Below are 16839 nucleotides of genomic sequence, written 5' to 3'. Positions count from 1 at the left end.
AATTAGTTTGAACTCTAGCTAGTTATTCTTAGATATCAATTATAAAAAAACACATTAAAACACTCGTTTTTAACCCTGTATCAGCATTTATATTAAATAACAATTCTGTTCTTTCAGTTATATATATGTTAATAACTCTTGATTAATTTAAATCTTAATAAGATTAAGTCTTATCGTATTTTTTTAACTTTGCTGCGTAGTAAATTCAGTAAATAACAATGGAACACTTTGTAGTATCGGCTCGTAAATACAGACCTCAAAATTTTAAGGATGTTGTTGGACAACAAGCGATCACAAATACGTTATTAAATGCTATTGAAAATAATCATTTAGCGCAAGCATTATTATTTACAGGACCTCGAGGTGTTGGAAAAACAAGTTGTGCCCGTATTTTAGCCAAAATGATAAACAGCGATGGCACAGAAACTAATGATGAAGATTACGCCTTTAATATTTTTGAATTAGATGCCGCCTCTAATAATTCGGTTGATGACATTAGAAACCTAACAGACCAGGTTCGCATCCCACCCCAAGTAGGAAAATATAAAGTTTATATTATAGATGAGGTACATATGTTATCTCAAGCTGCTTTTAATGCCTTTTTAAAAACATTAGAAGAACCCCCAAAACATTGTATTTTTATACTTGCAACTACAGAGAAACATAAAATAATTCCTACCATACTATCCCGTTGTCAAATTTTTGATTTTAAACGCATTACTGTTAAAGATGCTAAAGCGTATTTAAAATACATTGCTAAAGAGCAAGACATTACTGCTGATGATGATGCCTTGCATATTATAGCTCAAAAAGCAGATGGGGCAATGCGTGACGCTTTGTCTATTTTTGATCGTGTTGTCAGTTTTTCTGGAAACAACCTAACAAGGCAAGCCGTTACCGAAAATTTAAATGTATTAGATTACGAAACTTATTTTACAAGCACTGACTATATATTAGAGAATAAAATTCCTGAACTTCTCATTCAATTCAATGAAACCTTATCCAAAGGATTTGATGGTCATCATTATATTGCAGGTTTAGCCTCTCATTTTAGAGACCTTTTGGTTTGCAAGAATCCATCAACCATACCTTTATTAGAAGTTGGCGAACAAACTAAAGCAAAGTATTTAGAACAATCGAAAAAAGCATCGCAAGATTTTTTACTAAAAGGTATTGATCTCGCTAACGACTGTGATCTCAAATATAAAACCAGTAGAAATCAACGATTACTCGTTGAACTATGTTTAATGCAACTTTCCTCTATCACTTTTGATGGAGAAAAAAAAAATAGCAAACATTACATAATTCCACCGTCTTACTTTAGAAAAATAGGTATCACGCCTATCCCTGTTTCTAAACCTAAAAAAGACGCTAGCACTAATGCGTCTTCAATTGAAAAGGAACAAAAAAGCACTATCGTTTCTAAAGGGGGCGTAAATCCTGCTTTTCAAGCCGTAAAAACACCTCCAAAAATTGTTTTAAACAGAAGTAAAAGGCTTAGTTCCGGCCTCTCCTTAAGTAGTATTCGTGCAAAAAAAGAACACCAAATAAAACAAATGGATGTTGTGGTAGATGAAGAGAATCTGCCACGAGAACCTTTTTCTGAAGATGAACTTATAGAAGCTTGGAACACCTTTATAGAGCGTTTAAGAAAAGATGGAAAAATGAACCTTGCCTCGATTCTAGGCATTGACAGACCAAAATTAAAAGGCACCACAATACATATAGAGTTCCCTAACTCAACCAACAAAGTCGAGGTTGAGCGCCAACAATTTGATTTAATGCAGTTTTTACGTAAGACTTTAAGTAATTATGATATTAGTTTAAGCATTAGCATTAATGAAGAAATACAGAAAAAATTTGCTTATACTCCTGATGAAAAATATGAAAAACTAAAAGAGATAAACCCTAATATAGAACTCTTACGTAATCTTTTCGATTTAGATATTTAAATATGGCTTACAGAACATAAGATGAACAAATTACTAATCATATTATTAACTGCTACTATAGGATTGATTAGCTGTGATGGTAGTAAACGTGCTAAGAAAACAAACCCTGAACTTTTAAAAGCGCATCAGCTTTTAGATCGTTTTTCTGAATATGTGAAATATATACCAGATGGATATACTGAAAAAGTTACAGATACCATTTTAAATAATGGATTTAAAGTAAAAATAAAAACATATTCGGATATGGAATCCTCTGTATTACAAACCACAAAAAAAGAGACGATAACTCATAAGCATTTTTTTAGGACATTTATTTCTGAGGTCTCCATTTACAAAAACGAAACACTGCTTTTTAATGAGACCATAGACTCTCTTTTTTTAAAAAAACATACTATAGATGCTAAAAACATTGAAAAATCTATAATTAAAGAGGTCGCTGTAGATCATGAAAAATCCTTAGAAACTAATACAATATATTTAACTATTTCTAATTGCATTCCAAGAACAGCAAATTGTTCTCATCTCTATTTAATTATAGACCAAAACGGTAGCTATCAATTACAAAAAAATAATTATAATTATGCTAGGACTTAAATTACCAACAGATCCACGTTGGGTAAATATAGTAGAAAAAAACATAGAAGAGATTCTAACAGATCATGCTTTTTGTGAGCAAAAGGCCGCTAGTACAGCTATTTCTTTAATCGTTAGTTTTCCAGAGTATACAGATTTAGTACAAGAAATGATAGCCTTGGTTAAAGAAGAAATAAGTCATTTTAAAATGGTTCATGATAAAATTATAGAAAATGGCTGGACACTAGGTAGAGACCGTAAGGACAGCTATGTTTCACAGCTCATTACCTTTTTTCCAAAAGGCGGTAGTAGAACAACACAACTAGTACACAGGTTATTATATGCCGCTTTAATAGAAGCTAGAAGTTGTGAACGCTTTAGATTGCTTTCTGAAGAATTAGAAGATAAATCTTTAGCTGAGTTTTATAAAAATCTAATGGTTAGTGAAGCAAATCATTATACGATGTTCCTAGGCTTTGCTAGACAATATGGCGTAAGAGAAGAAGTAGATAAAAAATGGCAAGATTTATTAACTTTTGAGGCTGAGATTATGAAGGATTTAGGCAAATCTGAAACAGTACATGGTTAAGGTTTCATCTTAAATAAAAGCAATCATTTAAACACGCTATAATAATAATTTGTTTATATTTAATATTAATTATAACTAATTCACCCCCAAAAATGAAATATTTAACAATTATCCTACTTACAATCAGTGCCTTTTCAACAAAAAACCTCACTACAAACGACAATATAGACTTTCTTGTAGATGGTAGATGGAATGTAGAAATGATACAAAAGGGAGACCAAAAAACAAACATTCCTTTTAAAGAACAAGCTCTTTTTTATATGCAATTTAAAAGTAATGGCAAATATATTATGGCTTCTCCTAAAGGGAAAGAAACTTCAACTTGGAAATATATTAAGACCTCTAACAGCATAGCATTAAGTGATAAGGGAAATACTAAAATGAAGGTCATTTCTATTTCCAAAGATAAATTAGTCTTAAATACTTTATATCAAGATGCAAAAGTTACACTTACAATGCATCATTTGCCCAGGGACTAAAATAACGAGACAAAGTAAAAGTTAACATTATAATTCAAGATAATTTTATGTTTTATTACAAGAAATTATCTTGAATTTTTTTACAAATAATATTTTTAAATAAAACTTTGTATTGCCAATTCATAACTTTGTAAACCAAAGCCTAGGATAACACCTTTAGCATTGGGAGAAACATAAGATTGGTGTCTGAATGCCTCTCTAGAAAAAGTATTAGAGATATGAACTTCTATAACTGGAGTTTCAATTGCTTTAACAGCATCTCCTATTGCGACTGAAGTATGTGTATAAGCAGCAGCATTTAAAATAATACCATCATAATTAAAGCCTACCCCTTGTAATTTATCTATTATTTCTCCTTCTATATTGGATTGAAAATAATCTAAACTTATATTAGAATATTTTTCTTTTACTGTATTCAAAAATTCTGTAAAAGATAAGCTCCCATAAATGTTTGGTTCGCGTTTCCCTAATAAGTTTAAATTAGGGCCGTTAATAATAATTAATCGTCTCACAATACACAAATTATAATTTAATAAAAGTAAAACTATTGTTTAACCAAAAACACAAATAATAACCTTAAATAGCTTCAATTAAAATTGAAGCTATTTTTTTAGCTATAAATTTATTTACGACACGCGTTCTATTTTAGCTCCTATAGCTTGCAAACGTTCAACAATATGTTCATAACCTCTATCTATTTGTTCGATATTATGAATAGTTGATGTTCCTTTTGCAGATAATGCAGCTATTAATAATGAAATTCCAGCTCTAATATCTGGAGAAACCATAGTCGTTGCCTTTAACTGTGATTTAAAATCATAGCCCATTACTGTTGCTCTATGCGGATCGCAAAGAATAATTTTTGCCCCCATATCTATTAGTTTGTCTACAAAAAACAAACGGCTTTCAAACATTTTTTGATGTATCAATACTTCACCTCTTGCTTGTGTAGCAACCACTAATACAATACTCAATAAGTCTGGAGTAAAGCCTGGCCATGGCGCATCTGCTATAGTTAAAATAGAACCATCTATATAGTTTTGAATTTCATAGCCCTCGTTATGTTCTGGAATATAAATATCATCTCCTCTTTTTTCTAAAGTAATTCCCAATTTAGCAAATACATTTGGGATTTGACCTAAATCGTCCCAGCTTACATGTTTTATGGTTAGCTCACTTTTGGTCATTGCAGCTAAACCAATCCAACTTCCAATTTCAATCATATCAGGAAGCATTCGATGCGTTGTTCCTCCTAAATCCTTAACACCAACGATGGTTAATAGGTTAGATCCTACGCCAGAGATTTTAGCCCCCATTCGGTTTAGCATTTTACACAACTGTTGCAAATAAGGCTCACAAGCAGCATTATAAATTGTTGTTGTACCTTCGGCAAGTACCGCTGCCATAACAATATTAGCTGTTCCAGTTACAGAAGCTTCATCTAGAAGCATATCGACTCCTTTTAATCTTTCGGCTTCTACCCCATAAAAATAATCTTCACGATTATATCTAAATTTAGCACCTAGATTAATAAACCCTTCAAAATGAGTATCTAATCTCCTGCGTCCTATTTTATCTCCTCCTGGCTTAGGAATATAACCTTTACCAAAACGCGCTAAAAGAGGGCCTACAATCATAATAGAGCCTCTTAATCCTTTGCCTTCTTCTTTAAATTTTTCAGACTCCAAATAGTCTAAATCTAAATCATTAGCTTGAAAAGAATAAGCGCCTTTTTCTAATTTATTAATTTTTACACCTAAATTTCCTAAAAGCACAATTAACTTATTGATATCTATAATATCAGGAATATTATGTATTGTAACAATTTCTGGCGTTAAAAGTACAGCACATAATATTTGTAGTGCTTCATTTTTTGCACCTTGAGGTTGGATTTCGCCTTTTAATTTATGGCCTCCTTCAATTTTAAATGTTCCCATATACTATGTTAATAGCGCTTTTTATTACGATTGGAATTATTATTTTTTTTGTGTGGTCCTTTTTTAGCATTGGTATACTTTTTCTTAGCATTGCTACGCAATAAACTGGTAGAATCTCTAAGCTCTTCTTTAGCATCCTTTAAATTTATCTCTCCTTTGGACAGTTCATACAAATGATCGAATATCACATAATCTTCTACAGTATCCTTATTCCAATTGAGAAAACATTTTTTCATATGGTTTGCAATAGTATACGTTAACGCTTCTTTCATTTCCCCTTCCTCCCAAGTAATGGCAACATCGATCATTGTTTTTATGTTATTCCCATAAAAACGATATTTAGGGAAATTTTGAGGATATTCCAACACTTCTGGTCTCTCTTCCAAAGCTTCCTTTGAAGGCTTGTCGTAAGGACAGTCTGCATCTAATTCAAACTTAGACATTATAAACAATTGATCCCAAAGTTTATGTTGAAAGTCTGGAACATCGCGTAAATGCGGCTGTAAATTTCCCATTACCGCTATTATAGCCTTAGCGACTTTGTTTCGTTCTTCTTTGGTTTCGCGTGTTTTGGCAAAATTCACCATTTTCTGAACATGTCGTCCATATTCTGGAATAATTAAATGCTCGCGCTCTGTATTGTATTCTATATCGTATATCAAAATTAAAAGTGTAGAATTAATGTCTTATGCATTGAAGTCTCTATGCTTGCGCAAAATACAAAAAATTGTTTATAGTTTATGTTAATCTATAGTTATTAATAACTAATCGCTTAAAATAAACATAATAAACTAAAAAACAATACATTAAAGTGAGATTACCCCTTCTACTTTTTCAGTTACTTCTAAATATTTTTCAATCACGCCATCAGGATTCTTCATTGATACATTTATAGAAATGCTAGTATATTTTCCATTACTAGATTCTTTTGTTTTAATTACAGCACCTATATTATCGAATATCTCCTCAATTTTGGCAATTTCTTTTTTTTCAGATTTAACTATAAATTTGTATAAATATTCTGAAGGCCATAAAGAAGTCTCATACAACTGCTCTCTAAGTTTTTCATAAAATGCCTTGGGGTCTTGTTGCTTACTCATATACTTTATATTAGTCTGCAAAGATAGTATTTACTTTGCATTTTTTTTATACCATTTAAATTCCGAATTTTACAGTCAAAAATCTTACCAAAATTGAATACAAAGAAAATTGTCATAACCGGAGGTCCAGGAACAGGAAAGTCATCCCTAATTAATGAACTTATAAAAAAAGGATACACATGCTTTGAGGAAGTGTCGCGGCAGGTTACGTTAGAAGCCCGTAAAAAGGGAATAGATCAGTTGTTCTTAACCAAACCATTATTGTTTAGTGAATTACTTCTAAAAAGCAGAACACAACAACATATAGATGCGCAAAATAGTACTGCTGAATTTGTTTTTCTAGATCGTGGTATTCCTGATATTGTAGCTTATATGGATTATAGTGGTGATAATTATCCAAACTCATTTTCAGATGCATGCAATAAATACACCTATGATTGTGTATTCATTCTTGCGCCATGGCAAGAAATTTTCACAAATGATAGCGAACGCTATGAAAGCTTTGATCAAGCTGTAGAAATTCATAAAAGCCTATTAAAAACGTACACAAACTATAATTACGAGTTAATAGACGTCCCTTTTGATACTATAGAAGCACGTGCAGAACATATTTTAAATATAGCAAGAACACTATAAGTGCAACATCCTATAAACATACTGGAACGTTATTGGAATTTCACATCCTTTAAACCGCTTCAGGAAGAAATTATAAATGCTGTTTCTAATAACGAAGACACATTTGCTTTACTTCCTACTGGTGGCGGCAAATCTTTATGTTTCCAAATTCCAGCACTTTCAAAAAAAGGAATTTGTATTGTGATTTCGCCTTTGGTTGCTCTTATGAAAAATCAAGTACAATCATTACAAGACAAAGGCATAAAAGCAATGGCGCTAACGAGTGGTATTAGCTATTCTCAATTGGACACTCTTTTAGACAACTGTATTTATGGGAACTATAAATTTTTATACTTGTCTCCTGAACGCTTACAACAAGACATTGTACAAGATCGTATACGTCAAATGAATGTAAATTTAATTGCTGTAGACGAGGCACATTGTATTTCACAATGGGGTAATGATTTTAGACCTGCTTATAAAAACATTACGTTATTACGAGAAATTCAACCCAGCGTTAATGTTATAGCATTAACCGCCAGCGCTACACCCGAGGTTGTAAACGATATCGTAAAAGAATTAGATTTTATTCAACCCAAACTCTTTAAGCAATCTTTTAGTCGCTCTAATTTAGCCTATATGGTTTTTAATGAAGAAGACAAATACTATAGGATTGAAGCCATCTTAAAAAAAAACCCGCAATCCTCTATTATTTATGTTAGAAATAGAAAAGCAACATTAGACATCAGTCGGTTTTTAGAACGCAAAAAATTCTCTTCGACCTATTATCATGGCGGGCTATCGAATACAGAAAAGGACGAAAACCTAAGTCTTTGGATGACGAACCAAAAACAAGTAATGGTTGCCACCAATGCCTTTGGTATGGGAATAGATAAGCCTGATGTAAAAACAGTTATTCATATAAATTTACCAGATAGCATAGAAAGTTATTTTCAAGAAGCAGGAAGAGCGGGTAGAAATGGCAAAAAAGCTTTTGCTATTATTCTAAAAAATAAAAATGATGAACAGCTTGTACAAAATCAGTTTTTAAAAGTCTTACCAAGTATCACTTTTATAAAAACAATTTACAGGAAACTTAGTAGCTATTTTCAAGTCCCTTATGGTGAAGGGGTAGATCAAACTTATGACTTCAATTTTAATGACTTTTGCAAAACATACCAATTTAATACTATTGTAACCCATAATGCTTTACTTTTATTAGACCGCACAAGCGTTATTAACCTTTCCAAACAATTTAATAACAAAACCCTTGTTCAATTTACCGTTAGCAATACAGCATTATTTAATTATTTAGATACGCATCCAGAGATTAGCATACTCGTAAAATCTATTTTAAGAACCTATGGCGGCATTTTTGAGCAGGAAACAAAAATAAACACCAGTTTAATCGCTACCAAAACCGCTATAACAGAAGAAGCGCTACTTAATCTCTTAGTTCAACTAGAAAAAGCAGAGATTATTACATTAAAACACTCTAAAACAGATGCACAAATTACATATTTGCAGCCAAGAGAAGATGATAAAACAATTAATAGAATTAGTACTATAATAAAACAACAAAACAACTTACGTCAAAAACAAGTACAATCGGTTTTAGATTATGTGACCAACGATACTGTATGTAAAAGCGTTCAACTCCTGTCCTATTTTAAGGAAAAAAATAATGAGAATTGCGGAATTTGCTCTGTTTGTATAAAAACAACAAAACATTACGACTCCAGAACAATAAAAAGCTATATTATTAAAGCTCTTGAACATACCGACTTATCGTCTAGACAACTTTTTCAAAATTCAGCCTTCTCTGAAAAACAAATAAACGACACGTTAAAACTTTTGCTAGAACATAAGATTGTAAGTATAACCAAAACAAACACCTATAAATTAGCGCATATATAATGAGCTAATGTAGTCCAATAACGATTACAATTACTTCATTATTAAAAAATAATACCAATGAAAGATTTAAGAATAGTATTTATGGGCACTCCAGATTTTGCAGTGACCACTTTAAAAACACTTTTAGAACACGACTACAATATAGTAGGTGTTATTACAGCTCCAGACAAACCTGCTGGTCGTGGAAGAAAATTAAATGAATCTGCAGTAAAGACATTTGCAAAAGAAAAAGAATTAAATATTTTACAGCCTACCAATTTAAAAGATGAGGGTTTTCTAACGAAACTAAAAGCATTGAATGTGAATCTACAAATTGTAGTCGCATTTAGAATGTTACCAGAAGTGGTTTGGAAAATGCCAGAATATGGTACTTTTAACCTTCATGCTTCTTTATTGCCTAATTATCGTGGTGCTGCTCCTATAAACTGGGCCATTATAAATGGAGAAACAAAAACAGGAGTTTCCACATTTTTTATAGATGAAAAAATAGACACTGGCGCTATGATTCTTCAGGAAGAAATAGAGATAGAAGCTTCTGAAAATGCAGGAAGTCTACACGACAAGCTAATGAACATAGGAAGTATACTGGTTGTAAAAACTGTAAAACTAATAGAAAATAATACAGCTAAAACGACTGCTCAAGCTAACGATACTGATATTAAAACAGCTTATAAATTAAACAAAACAAACTGTAAGATAGACTGGAATGCATCAATAGATGCCATTTACAACAAAATTAGAGGATTAAGTCCCTATCCTGCAGCTTGGAGTGTATTATTAAATAATGAAACTCTAGATGTAAAAATATACTCAGCCGAAAAGGAATTAGAGTCACATAATTTAAGTATTGGAAGTATCCTTAGCACAAAAAAAGAAGTAAAAGTTGCCGTTAAAGAAGGTTTTATAAAAATAACAAATATAAAAATGCCTGGTAAACGAGCGATGGATATAAAATCACTTTTAAATGGTTATACTTTTAGAAATGATGCAAAAATGCTCTAAAGCCTTATTATTACTGATAATATAAAAAAAGCAAAAAAAAACACTTTCTTTATTAACAAATAATTAAAGTTATTAACAAATATCGCTATTTCCCTTGCTATTACTTGCATAGTAGCATAATCCGTATAAATTTGTAAAAGAATTTATGCAATTAATGTTTAACCAACTTTTTATTAATAATTAAAATTTAAATTATGAACAAAACAGATTTAATCGATGCAATGGCAGAACACGCAGGAATTACTAAGGCTGCTGCAAAGAAAGCTTTAGAATGTGCGTTAATTGAAATTGAAGGCGCTTTACAAAAAGGTAATAGAGTTTCATTAGTAGGATTTGGATCATGGTCAGTATCTAAAAGAGCTGCCAGAGATGGGAGAAATCCACAAACAGGAAAGACAATCAAAATCAAAGCTAAAAACGTTGTTAAGTTTAAAGCTGGTTCTGATTTAGCTAATGCTGTAAACTAATTTTCACATCATATAATTTACAAAAGTCTTCTGTAAAGGAGGCTTTTTTAGTTTATTCTTTAATAAAAATATTGTTTATTTAATAAATAAAGGTTACATTTAAGTATCAAACTCTCTCAAAAATGATTTTAATTAAACCAACAAAAGGAGACTTGTTAATCGCAGAACCTTCTATAATCGGAGATTTATCGTTTAATAGATCCGTTGTACTATTAACAGATCATACAGAGGAAGGCTCTATAGGTTTTATTCTTAACAAACCATTAGACTACACCATAAAAGAGCTCGTTCCTGAAATAAATGCTTCGTATAAAGTTTATAATGGCGGTCCTGTAGAGCAGGATAACTTATATTTTATTCATAAAGTGCCTCATCTTATTCCCAACAGCATAGAAATTTCTTTAGGAATTTTCTGGGGAGGCGATTTCAGCGAGGTTGCAAGTCTTATATCTGAAGGTAAAATAAATGAAAAAGACATCAAATTCTTTTTAGGTTACTCTGGATGGGAAATCAATCAATTAGAAAGTGAATTAAAATCTAACGCATGGGTTGTCACCAAAAATATTGACAAAAATGCCATAATAGAAAAGGATTACGAATACTTCTGGAAAGAAAAAATGGTTGAATTGGGTGGCGATTATAGTATCTGGTCTAATGCGCCTGAAAACCCAAACTACAACTAACTCAACCTGACTTTTACATTTAGTTTTTGTAATAATAACTTTGAAAAAGTATTGTTATATTCTTTCTTTCTATATTTTGTAATTGGCTGTATACCCACTATAACATTTGTAATGAATATCTCATCTGCTTTTTGAAGTTCAAAAGGAGATATCACCGACTCTTCTACAGTCCACTCTTGTAGTAACTCTATAATATTAAGAATTTGTTTACGCATAACACCATTTAAACACCCATCTGTTAATGGAGGGGTTTTGACCTTATTGTCTTTCACTATAAACACATTCCCGTTTAAAGCTTCTACGATATGTTTATTTGTATTTAATAGCAAACAATTATCCAAATCATTTTCTTTAGCGTAAACACTCCCTATTACATTAAGCGCTTTGTTATTTGTTTTTAAAGTAGATAACAAAGAAGGAGAAATATAAAAATCCTTAAACAGGTCTATTTCGTATTTATTCTCGTTTAACAGATAAAAATCATGCGCTAATGCTTTGGCGAAAATCAAAAAACTAACCCCTTCATTTTCTGGAAGGTACAATCCTCCAACATCACGATGAACCATCAATTTTATTCTTACCGATGATTTTAGTAAATTAGCTGCTTTTAACAATTTTAAAATTTCTTCTTCAAGAAACTCCATGGTAAAAGACATTGGAATTTCCATACGCATAATACGCATAGAGGCCATTAACCTAAAATAGTGATCTTCCCAAAACATAAGTTTTCCAAAAGATACTTTTACACTTTCAAAAAGGGCATCTCCATAAGCATACCCTCTATTATTTATATCTATAATACAAGTTTCTTCTTGTACTGTTCCATTAAAATTTACCATAAAAAAAGTCCTAAAATTTCTTTAGGACAAATATAAAATTTAAATTCTTTTTATGTTATTATGTAGACCCTAATACTTGTTTTAAATTCGAAATCATATTTTCCCATAACATTTTATTTTCCTCTGTTTCATCTTCTTCTGAAAAGTCTGTTATAATCAAGGATACATCCTTTGTTATTTCATCAACTTGAATACGCATTTCAAAATAATAAGACTCATTCTCTTCTGCGTCCCATCTAAATTTTACACGCTCTCCACTCTTTTTTGTAATTAATTTTGCTTGCTCCTCGGCGCCATCCCATATGAACTTAAATAACTCGCCTCTTGAATTAACATTATCTGCAAACCACTCAGATAATCCAGATGGTGTAGATATATATTGATATATTAATTGAGGTGAAGCATGTATGGGAAATTCTAATTCATATTTGGTTTTATCTTCCATGTAGTATGTATATTCTTTGTATTTATTTTGTTCAATATATACATTAATTTTTGGTAAAAAAAATTATTCGCCTAATCTTAAACGAAAGAAGAGTTTAAAGTTTCTATATTAAATTTTTACTGTAATAAATACAGGTTATAACTTATTTAAACCTATGTATTTCATCGTTGTTTATAGTCTAGTAATCTACAAATAAACAGTTAACCGATTAAACAAATCGCTTTATCTAAGCAGCAAAATAACTCTTAATAATATTTTACATTTTATTAGAATAAAAAATATTTTTTAGCAACTTGATTCTATTCTTTAAAAAAAACTCTTATTTACTTATAACGATCTTTATACCGAAAACAATAAAGCTATAAAAATTACCTGTGTTTTATTAACTTAGTTAGAAACTCTTAATTTTTTGTTTAAACTAAGCAGTTCTAATATTATAGGAAAGATTACAAATACTGCTTCGCAGTATAAACAGTCTATATTCATTTTTTTACACTTTAAAATTTAGTATTGCGCTATTTTTTAACGCATTAAAAATGTTACATAAAAAATACGGGAAATTCTTTTCTTTTTTATTTGCTCTATCTAAATTTGTTTATATATTTGCACTCTCAAAATTACGGCGAGGTAGCTCAGTTGGTTAGAGCGTCGGATTCATAACCCGGAGGTCGGGGGATCGTACCCCCCTCTCGCTACAAGTTAAAAAAGGTGTTTTATTTTTATTATAAAACACCTTTTTTTATGTCTTATAAAATTCAACCGTATAATGGATCAAGACTAATTGTTGGTCAATCCTAAAAGTTGTGTTTAAGCAAAAATTCTGGTTGATTTAAAGAGAAAGCACTCTGCATTTTCACTCCTCTAAAGCCTTTAATTTTAGCATTAAAAGGCTATATTAAAGCATTGATTCTTCGATTAATGAAATAGTTCAGTATTGCTCTATAATTTATAGTATTGGCTAAAGTACTGAATACTTTACATCCTGTTTGTTCTACATCTTTATACCAATCTATTAATTTAGTGTAAACTCTTTTAATGGAAGTAGCAGTATTGAAGATGTTTCTTAATTCTTGTGCCAGATCATATGCTCTTCGAATAGCCGAAGGACTATGGAATATTATAATGAGAACAGAAAAGAATCTTTCAGAGGGTATTCAGATTCTAATTTCATTTTACACAAGAACGACTCGTTATTCAATGGAACAATTACATCAAAATTTAATAATGGAGTAATAGCATGCCAACAAAATTTTATTAATGGATTACCAAATGGTAAGTGTATCAGCAGATTTGGTAATAAAAATGTAGAATATGAATTAGAATTTCTAAAAGGTAAGGAAATAGGAATTCATAAAAGATATTATCCAAACGGGAATATTCAATCAATTAAAAATTTTGACACAAATGAATATAAACAATGGGGTAAAAATAGAAACCTCGTTAAATAGAAATACTGCTGCCAACACGGAAAACCTTTACGTAGTTCTATAAAACATTCAAAAGTTCCTTTTACATAGGCTTTTACTTTGTTAAGACCAGCATTATTGAAGCTATAAAAAACATTTGAAAAATCTTTTATAGAAACATATTTTTGGATTACTTTAAGGAAAAGCAGCTTAGAAATAATTAATAAAGCTAGAAACTAATTTAATGTAAACCCTTATCTTTAAAAAGTGTAAACCATGTTCTTAACGAACATTAAAATGAAAACTCTCATACAAATAATAATCTGCATCAAATGATTTTGACAAATACAGTTTCCCTTGAACATTTTTTAACTATTTTGAGGGGAACTGTATATAACAAAGCCTCAACGGCATTAAAACATAGTTTAGCCAATCGTTGGCATTAATTAAAAATAGATGATTCATAACAAAATTATAGCGGTTGGGTTTTCTCCAGATTATTTAATCAATGAAAATATTTCAGAAGCTTCTTTTTCAGATAACTTCCGACTTGTTTCTAATAGATTGAATTATTTACCTGAGCCAAAAGATTTAATGATCGCTTTTTTTCTTTCATTTCCAAAGTCATTTAAAATTTTACTCAACACAAGAGAATTTATTGCTCAATTATTAGGATTGAAAACCGCTCCAAAATCAAAAAAGAGAACCCGAATTGAAAAGCTGCACAAGTTTGAAGGAAATGTAGGAGACAGCATAGCACTTTTTGAAGTGTTGGACAAGAATGACAAAGAATTATTAACAGGGCAGAATGATTCCCACTTAGATTTTAAACTTTCATTTATTGTTTATAAAAATAACGGCACAATTAATTTAGAAATGGCAACCACTGTAGTAATTAATAACAAGTTTGGCAATTTGTATTTTGGAATTATTAAACCATTTCATAGATTTTACTTGAAAAAAATTTTAAATAAAATGGAGTTAAGTTTAATTAACAAAAATTGGTAAGAATAACTAACGTCACAAACAGTTGTGGCAAAAAAGCAAATCAAATATATTTAATTTTTTTACTAAATTACTTCTATAGTCTTGATCATAGATAAGCTTAGATAGCAATAACTAAAGCCGCTATTAGCAAAATATAAAGGACGTTAATATCTTTTATTCAAAACGTTACCACACATTATAGCGAAGTGCTTTTCTGAAACAATTTAACTAAAAAAAGGCCTAAATCCTTCTTGAAAAAGGGGGTTTTACCCCTCAGTTATTATTTGCTACTCCCCTAATTTTGAATAATCAATTAAAACAAATACACAATCGATTGAATTAACCTGATTGTCAACTTGTAACTAATTTATATCCCTTACTGTATAAATTTATAATTGATTTAAAAACTTAAAGGAGTAACCCGAAAATCCTAATTTTATAAAGAGTAGGGAGAATTTAAATTATTTATTATGCCAAATTTAGTAGCAGAATTAAACAGTTTGGACTTCAATAATTATATTGGAGGACCATTACAAGCAGCGGTGCAAGCACAACATGCAGCGGCAATGTCACAAGTAAAATTTATTCAAGAAGTAGGGTTTAAGCCAGGTACAGGAACAAATCCATCTGAATTGCGATATGTAGATTTTAATTACAAAAAATCTATAGCAAATAGTGATTATGGAAAATCTCTAAAAAACCTAAAAGACGAAGGAAGGGTTGCCGAATCAGAAACCGCAATACCATCAACTATTGATGTTGCAAATAAGTTCTTGGAGAATGAGATTGCTATAAAAGTCCCTTTCCTTACTATGCTTACTATTCCGGCATTACGTATAGATGAAATGACCATAGATTTTAATGCAAAACTAACCTCTACAGAAACATCTAGTGTCTCTAGTGAATTTGCAGCAAGCGCCGAATTAGGAATTAACTATAAAATGGTTAATTTTAAAGCAAGCGCATCTTATAAAAGAACCTCTACAAGAGGAGTTAATGTAGAAAAAACCTATAATTTAGGCGTTAATGTAAAAGTTGTAAATGATGAAATTCCTGCTGGACTTGATAGAGTACTAACAATGCTTGAAGATAGTATTGCAAGTACAAATAGAGAGGTAGCAGCCTAACTTTAAACAACGAAAATTATGATAAAGTTAAATGATTACTTAGGAACATTAATCTCTAGCATAAATCAAGCGCGAGTAATGGCAGACATTGAGTCTGCCAAAGTCGCGAAAGCTTATGCTAATGACGAATTATTAAAACATTTTTCAATCCCAAGATTTAGAGCACAAGACATAGAATTGGATATCCCAATTGCAATAGATAGTTTGAATAAAAGCCCAGTAAAAGATTATCAACCTATTGATAATAAGTCATTCAATTCATATTCTTATAACACAATGAAAGATGTCGCAAAAGTTGCTTCTTTCACTAGAAAAACATCAAAATTACTCAATTCTGAAATAGCAAATAGTTCTAGAGAATTAGAACAAAATCTAAAAGCAAGCATTTCAAAAGAAGAAGCTTTTAAAAAGTATGAAGAAAAAATGAGTGATGTTTTTCTAAAAGCAATAGAATACGATAAACTAGAAGTTGAGAATGTCCCTAAAACTAAAGCGATATTTCAAAATTCGTTAAAAGAAAAATTATACAAAAGTATTCAAGCTAAAGAAGCAAAAAATCAATTAGAAGATGCTAATGTAGTAGTTGAGGCTTCAAAGTTACGGGAAATACCTAACGAAAATATTCTGCGAATTAAAATGAAACTATTTGAAGACGGTATGGAATGGTGCACTTCCGAAAATACTAATGGAGATTTAGAATCTCGTCTTTTACCTGAATAAA

The 16839-nt window shown here is 30.7% G+C and carries 20 protein-coding genes and 1 tRNA gene; 14 read left to right on the top strand and 7 right to left on the bottom strand.

Features of this window, described 5'->3' with window-relative positions; translation table 11 throughout:
- The first annotated feature begins 218 nt into the window (after positions 1-218).
- The 4 genes from dnaX (at position 219) to AC2D8I_RS07330 (ending at position 3593) form a co-directional block, all read left to right on the top strand.
- Positions 219-1952 carry a DNA polymerase III subunit gamma/tau gene (dnaX, locus tag AC2D8I_RS07345; RefSeq protein WP_484705340.1) on the top strand — a complete coding sequence of 578 codons (1734 nt, stop codon included), beginning with the start codon at positions 219-221 and terminating at the stop codon, positions 1950-1952.
- A 21-nt stretch (positions 1953-1973) separates the two neighbouring features.
- Positions 1974-2546, top strand: a complete 573-nt coding sequence (locus AC2D8I_RS07340; protein WP_484705339.1) for a hypothetical protein — start codon at positions 1974-1976, stop codon at positions 2544-2546.
- Positions 2533-3114, top strand: a complete 582-nt coding sequence (locus tag AC2D8I_RS07335) for a MiaE family protein (RefSeq protein WP_484705338.1) — start codon at positions 2533-2535, stop codon at positions 3112-3114. The genes AC2D8I_RS07340 and AC2D8I_RS07335 overlap by 14 nt, the downstream gene beginning before the upstream one ends.
- Before the next feature lie 92 nt (positions 3115-3206).
- Positions 3207-3593, top strand: coding sequence for a hypothetical protein (locus AC2D8I_RS07330; protein ID WP_484705337.1), 387 nt, complete (start codon positions 3207-3209; stop codon positions 3591-3593).
- Positions 3594-3688: 95 nt separating this feature from the next.
- Here AC2D8I_RS07330 and aroQ read toward each other — a convergent pair whose 3' ends face one another.
- The 4 genes from aroQ to AC2D8I_RS07310 all read right to left on the bottom strand — a co-directional run bounded on the left by aroQ (position 3689) and on the right by AC2D8I_RS07310 (position 6630).
- Positions 3689-4105, bottom strand: coding sequence for a type II 3-dehydroquinate dehydratase (gene aroQ / locus AC2D8I_RS07325; protein WP_484705336.1), 417 nt, complete (start codon positions 4103-4105; stop codon positions 3689-3691).
- A gap of 114 nt (positions 4106-4219) precedes the next feature.
- On the bottom strand, positions 4220-5530 hold the full coding sequence (gene murA, locus AC2D8I_RS07320) for a UDP-N-acetylglucosamine 1-carboxyvinyltransferase (protein WP_484705335.1): 1311 nt from the start codon (positions 5528-5530) through the stop codon (positions 4220-4222).
- An 8-nt stretch (positions 5531-5538) separates the two neighbouring features.
- Positions 5539-6192: a DUF4290 domain-containing protein gene (locus AC2D8I_RS07315; protein ID WP_484705334.1), complete on the bottom strand. Its 654-nt coding sequence runs from the start codon at positions 6190-6192 to the stop codon at positions 5539-5541.
- Between the two features lie 144 nt (positions 6193-6336).
- Entirely contained in the window at positions 6337-6630 is a 294-nt protein-coding gene (locus AC2D8I_RS07310) for a DUF493 family protein (protein WP_484705333.1), read from the bottom strand.
- Positions 6631-6723: 93 nt separating this feature from the next.
- Between AC2D8I_RS07310 and AC2D8I_RS07305 the strand changes: the two genes are divergently transcribed.
- From AC2D8I_RS07305 to AC2D8I_RS07285, 5 genes are all read left to right on the top strand, one after another.
- Positions 6724-7266, top strand: a complete 543-nt coding sequence (locus tag AC2D8I_RS07305) for an AAA family ATPase (protein WP_484705332.1) — start codon at positions 6724-6726, stop codon at positions 7264-7266.
- Positions 7267-9162: a RecQ family ATP-dependent DNA helicase gene (locus tag AC2D8I_RS07300; protein WP_484705331.1), complete on the top strand. Its 1896-nt coding sequence runs from the start codon at positions 7267-7269 to the stop codon at positions 9160-9162.
- Between the two features lie 57 nt (positions 9163-9219).
- Positions 9220-10164: a methionyl-tRNA formyltransferase gene (fmt, locus tag AC2D8I_RS07295; protein WP_484705330.1), complete on the top strand. Its 945-nt coding sequence runs from the start codon at positions 9220-9222 to the stop codon at positions 10162-10164.
- A 194-nt stretch (positions 10165-10358) separates the two neighbouring features.
- Positions 10359-10631 carry an HU family DNA-binding protein gene (locus AC2D8I_RS07290; protein WP_452598299.1) on the top strand — a complete coding sequence of 91 codons (273 nt, stop codon included), beginning with the start codon at positions 10359-10361 and terminating at the stop codon, positions 10629-10631.
- A gap of 122 nt (positions 10632-10753) precedes the next feature.
- The gene (locus AC2D8I_RS07285) at positions 10754-11314 is read left to right on the top strand and encodes a YqgE/AlgH family protein (protein WP_484705329.1); all 561 of its coding nucleotides are present in this window, start codon (positions 10754-10756) and stop codon (positions 11312-11314) included.
- On the opposite strand, the gene AC2D8I_RS07280 is transcribed toward AC2D8I_RS07285, so the two are convergent.
- Positions 11311-12153: an aminotransferase class IV gene (locus AC2D8I_RS07280; protein WP_484705328.1), complete on the bottom strand. Its 843-nt coding sequence runs from the start codon at positions 12151-12153 to the stop codon at positions 11311-11313. The two genes, AC2D8I_RS07285 and AC2D8I_RS07280, sit on opposite strands and share 4 nt — an antisense overlap.
- A gap of 58 nt (positions 12154-12211) precedes the next feature.
- Positions 12212-12598 (bottom strand): START-like domain-containing protein, encoded by a 387-nt coding sequence (locus AC2D8I_RS07275; protein ID WP_484705327.1) that lies wholly within the window; start codon positions 12596-12598, stop codon positions 12212-12214.
- A gap of 621 nt (positions 12599-13219) precedes the next feature.
- On the opposite strand from AC2D8I_RS07275, the gene AC2D8I_RS07270 reads away from it, so the two are divergent.
- A tRNA-Met gene (locus AC2D8I_RS07270) sits at positions 13220-13293 on the top strand.
- 195 nt (positions 13294-13488) lie between these two features.
- Here AC2D8I_RS07270 and AC2D8I_RS07265 read toward each other — a convergent pair.
- A complete protein-coding gene (locus AC2D8I_RS07265) occupies positions 13489-13656 on the bottom strand; it encodes a hypothetical protein (protein WP_484705356.1) in 168 nt (55 codons plus the stop codon).
- Between the two features lie 51 nt (positions 13657-13707).
- On the opposite strand from AC2D8I_RS07265, the gene AC2D8I_RS07260 reads away from it, so the two are divergent.
- The 4 genes from AC2D8I_RS07260 to AC2D8I_RS07245 all read left to right on the top strand — a co-directional run bounded on the left by AC2D8I_RS07260 (position 13708) and on the right by AC2D8I_RS07245 (position 16838).
- Positions 13708-14046, top strand: a complete 339-nt coding sequence (locus AC2D8I_RS07260) for a toxin-antitoxin system YwqK family antitoxin (protein ID WP_484705326.1) — start codon at positions 13708-13710, stop codon at positions 14044-14046.
- A 414-nt stretch (positions 14047-14460) separates the two neighbouring features.
- Positions 14461-15012: a DUF2867 domain-containing protein gene (locus tag AC2D8I_RS07255; protein ID WP_484705325.1), complete on the top strand. Its 552-nt coding sequence runs from the start codon at positions 14461-14463 to the stop codon at positions 15010-15012.
- Positions 15013-15461: 449 nt separating this feature from the next.
- A complete protein-coding gene (locus tag AC2D8I_RS07250) occupies positions 15462-16118 on the top strand; it encodes a DUF2589 domain-containing protein (protein ID WP_484705324.1) in 657 nt (218 codons plus the stop codon).
- An 18-nt stretch (positions 16119-16136) separates the two neighbouring features.
- Positions 16137-16838 (top strand): hypothetical protein, encoded by a 702-nt coding sequence (locus tag AC2D8I_RS07245; protein ID WP_484705323.1) that lies wholly within the window; start codon positions 16137-16139, stop codon positions 16836-16838.
- Position 16839 lies beyond the last annotated feature (1 nt).

Source organism: Lacinutrix sp. YIN62, assembly GCF_057219185.1.
This window is presented reverse-complemented; position numbering and strand designations above follow the sequence as displayed.

What these genes read in the sequence shown, in the direction of transcription:
- AC2D8I_RS07275 (WP_484705327.1), bottom strand. Translation starts at nt 12,598, where the DNA reads ATGGAAGATAAAACCAAATATGAATTAGAATTTCCCATACATGCTTCA.
- AC2D8I_RS07250 (WP_484705324.1), top strand. Translation starts at nt 15,462, where the DNA reads ATGCCAAATTTAGTAGCAGAATTAAACAGTTTGGACTTCAATAATTAT.
- AC2D8I_RS07280 (WP_484705328.1), bottom strand. Translation starts at nt 12,153, where the DNA reads ATGGTAAATTTTAATGGAACAGTACAAGAAGAAACTTGTATTATAGAT.
- AC2D8I_RS07330 (WP_484705337.1), top strand. Translation starts at nt 3,207, where the DNA reads ATGAAATATTTAACAATTATCCTACTTACAATCAGTGCCTTTTCAACA.
- AC2D8I_RS07310 (WP_484705333.1), bottom strand. Translation starts at nt 6,630, where the DNA reads ATGAGTAAGCAACAAGACCCCAAGGCATTTTATGAAAAACTTAGAGAG.
- AC2D8I_RS07290 (WP_452598299.1), top strand. Translation starts at nt 10,359, where the DNA reads ATGAACAAAACAGATTTAATCGATGCAATGGCAGAACACGCAGGAATT.
- AC2D8I_RS07335 (WP_484705338.1), top strand. Translation starts at nt 2,533, where the DNA reads ATGCTAGGACTTAAATTACCAACAGATCCACGTTGGGTAAATATAGTA.
- AC2D8I_RS07255 (WP_484705325.1), top strand. Translation starts at nt 14,461, where the DNA reads ATGATTCATAACAAAATTATAGCGGTTGGGTTTTCTCCAGATTATTTA.
- fmt (WP_484705330.1), top strand. Translation starts at nt 9,220, where the DNA reads ATGAAAGATTTAAGAATAGTATTTATGGGCACTCCAGATTTTGCAGTG.
- murA (WP_484705335.1), bottom strand. Translation starts at nt 5,530, where the DNA reads ATGGGAACATTTAAAATTGAAGGAGGCCATAAATTAAAAGGCGAAATC.
- dnaX (WP_484705340.1), top strand. Translation starts at nt 219, where the DNA reads ATGGAACACTTTGTAGTATCGGCTCGTAAATACAGACCTCAAAATTTT.
- AC2D8I_RS07285 (WP_484705329.1), top strand. Translation starts at nt 10,754, where the DNA reads ATGATTTTAATTAAACCAACAAAAGGAGACTTGTTAATCGCAGAACCT.
- AC2D8I_RS07340 (WP_484705339.1), top strand. Translation starts at nt 1,974, where the DNA reads ATGAACAAATTACTAATCATATTATTAACTGCTACTATAGGATTGATT.
- AC2D8I_RS07260 (WP_484705326.1), top strand. Translation starts at nt 13,708, where the DNA reads ATGGAATATTATAATGAGAACAGAAAAGAATCTTTCAGAGGGTATTCA.
- AC2D8I_RS07245 (WP_484705323.1), top strand. Translation starts at nt 16,137, where the DNA reads ATGATAAAGTTAAATGATTACTTAGGAACATTAATCTCTAGCATAAAT.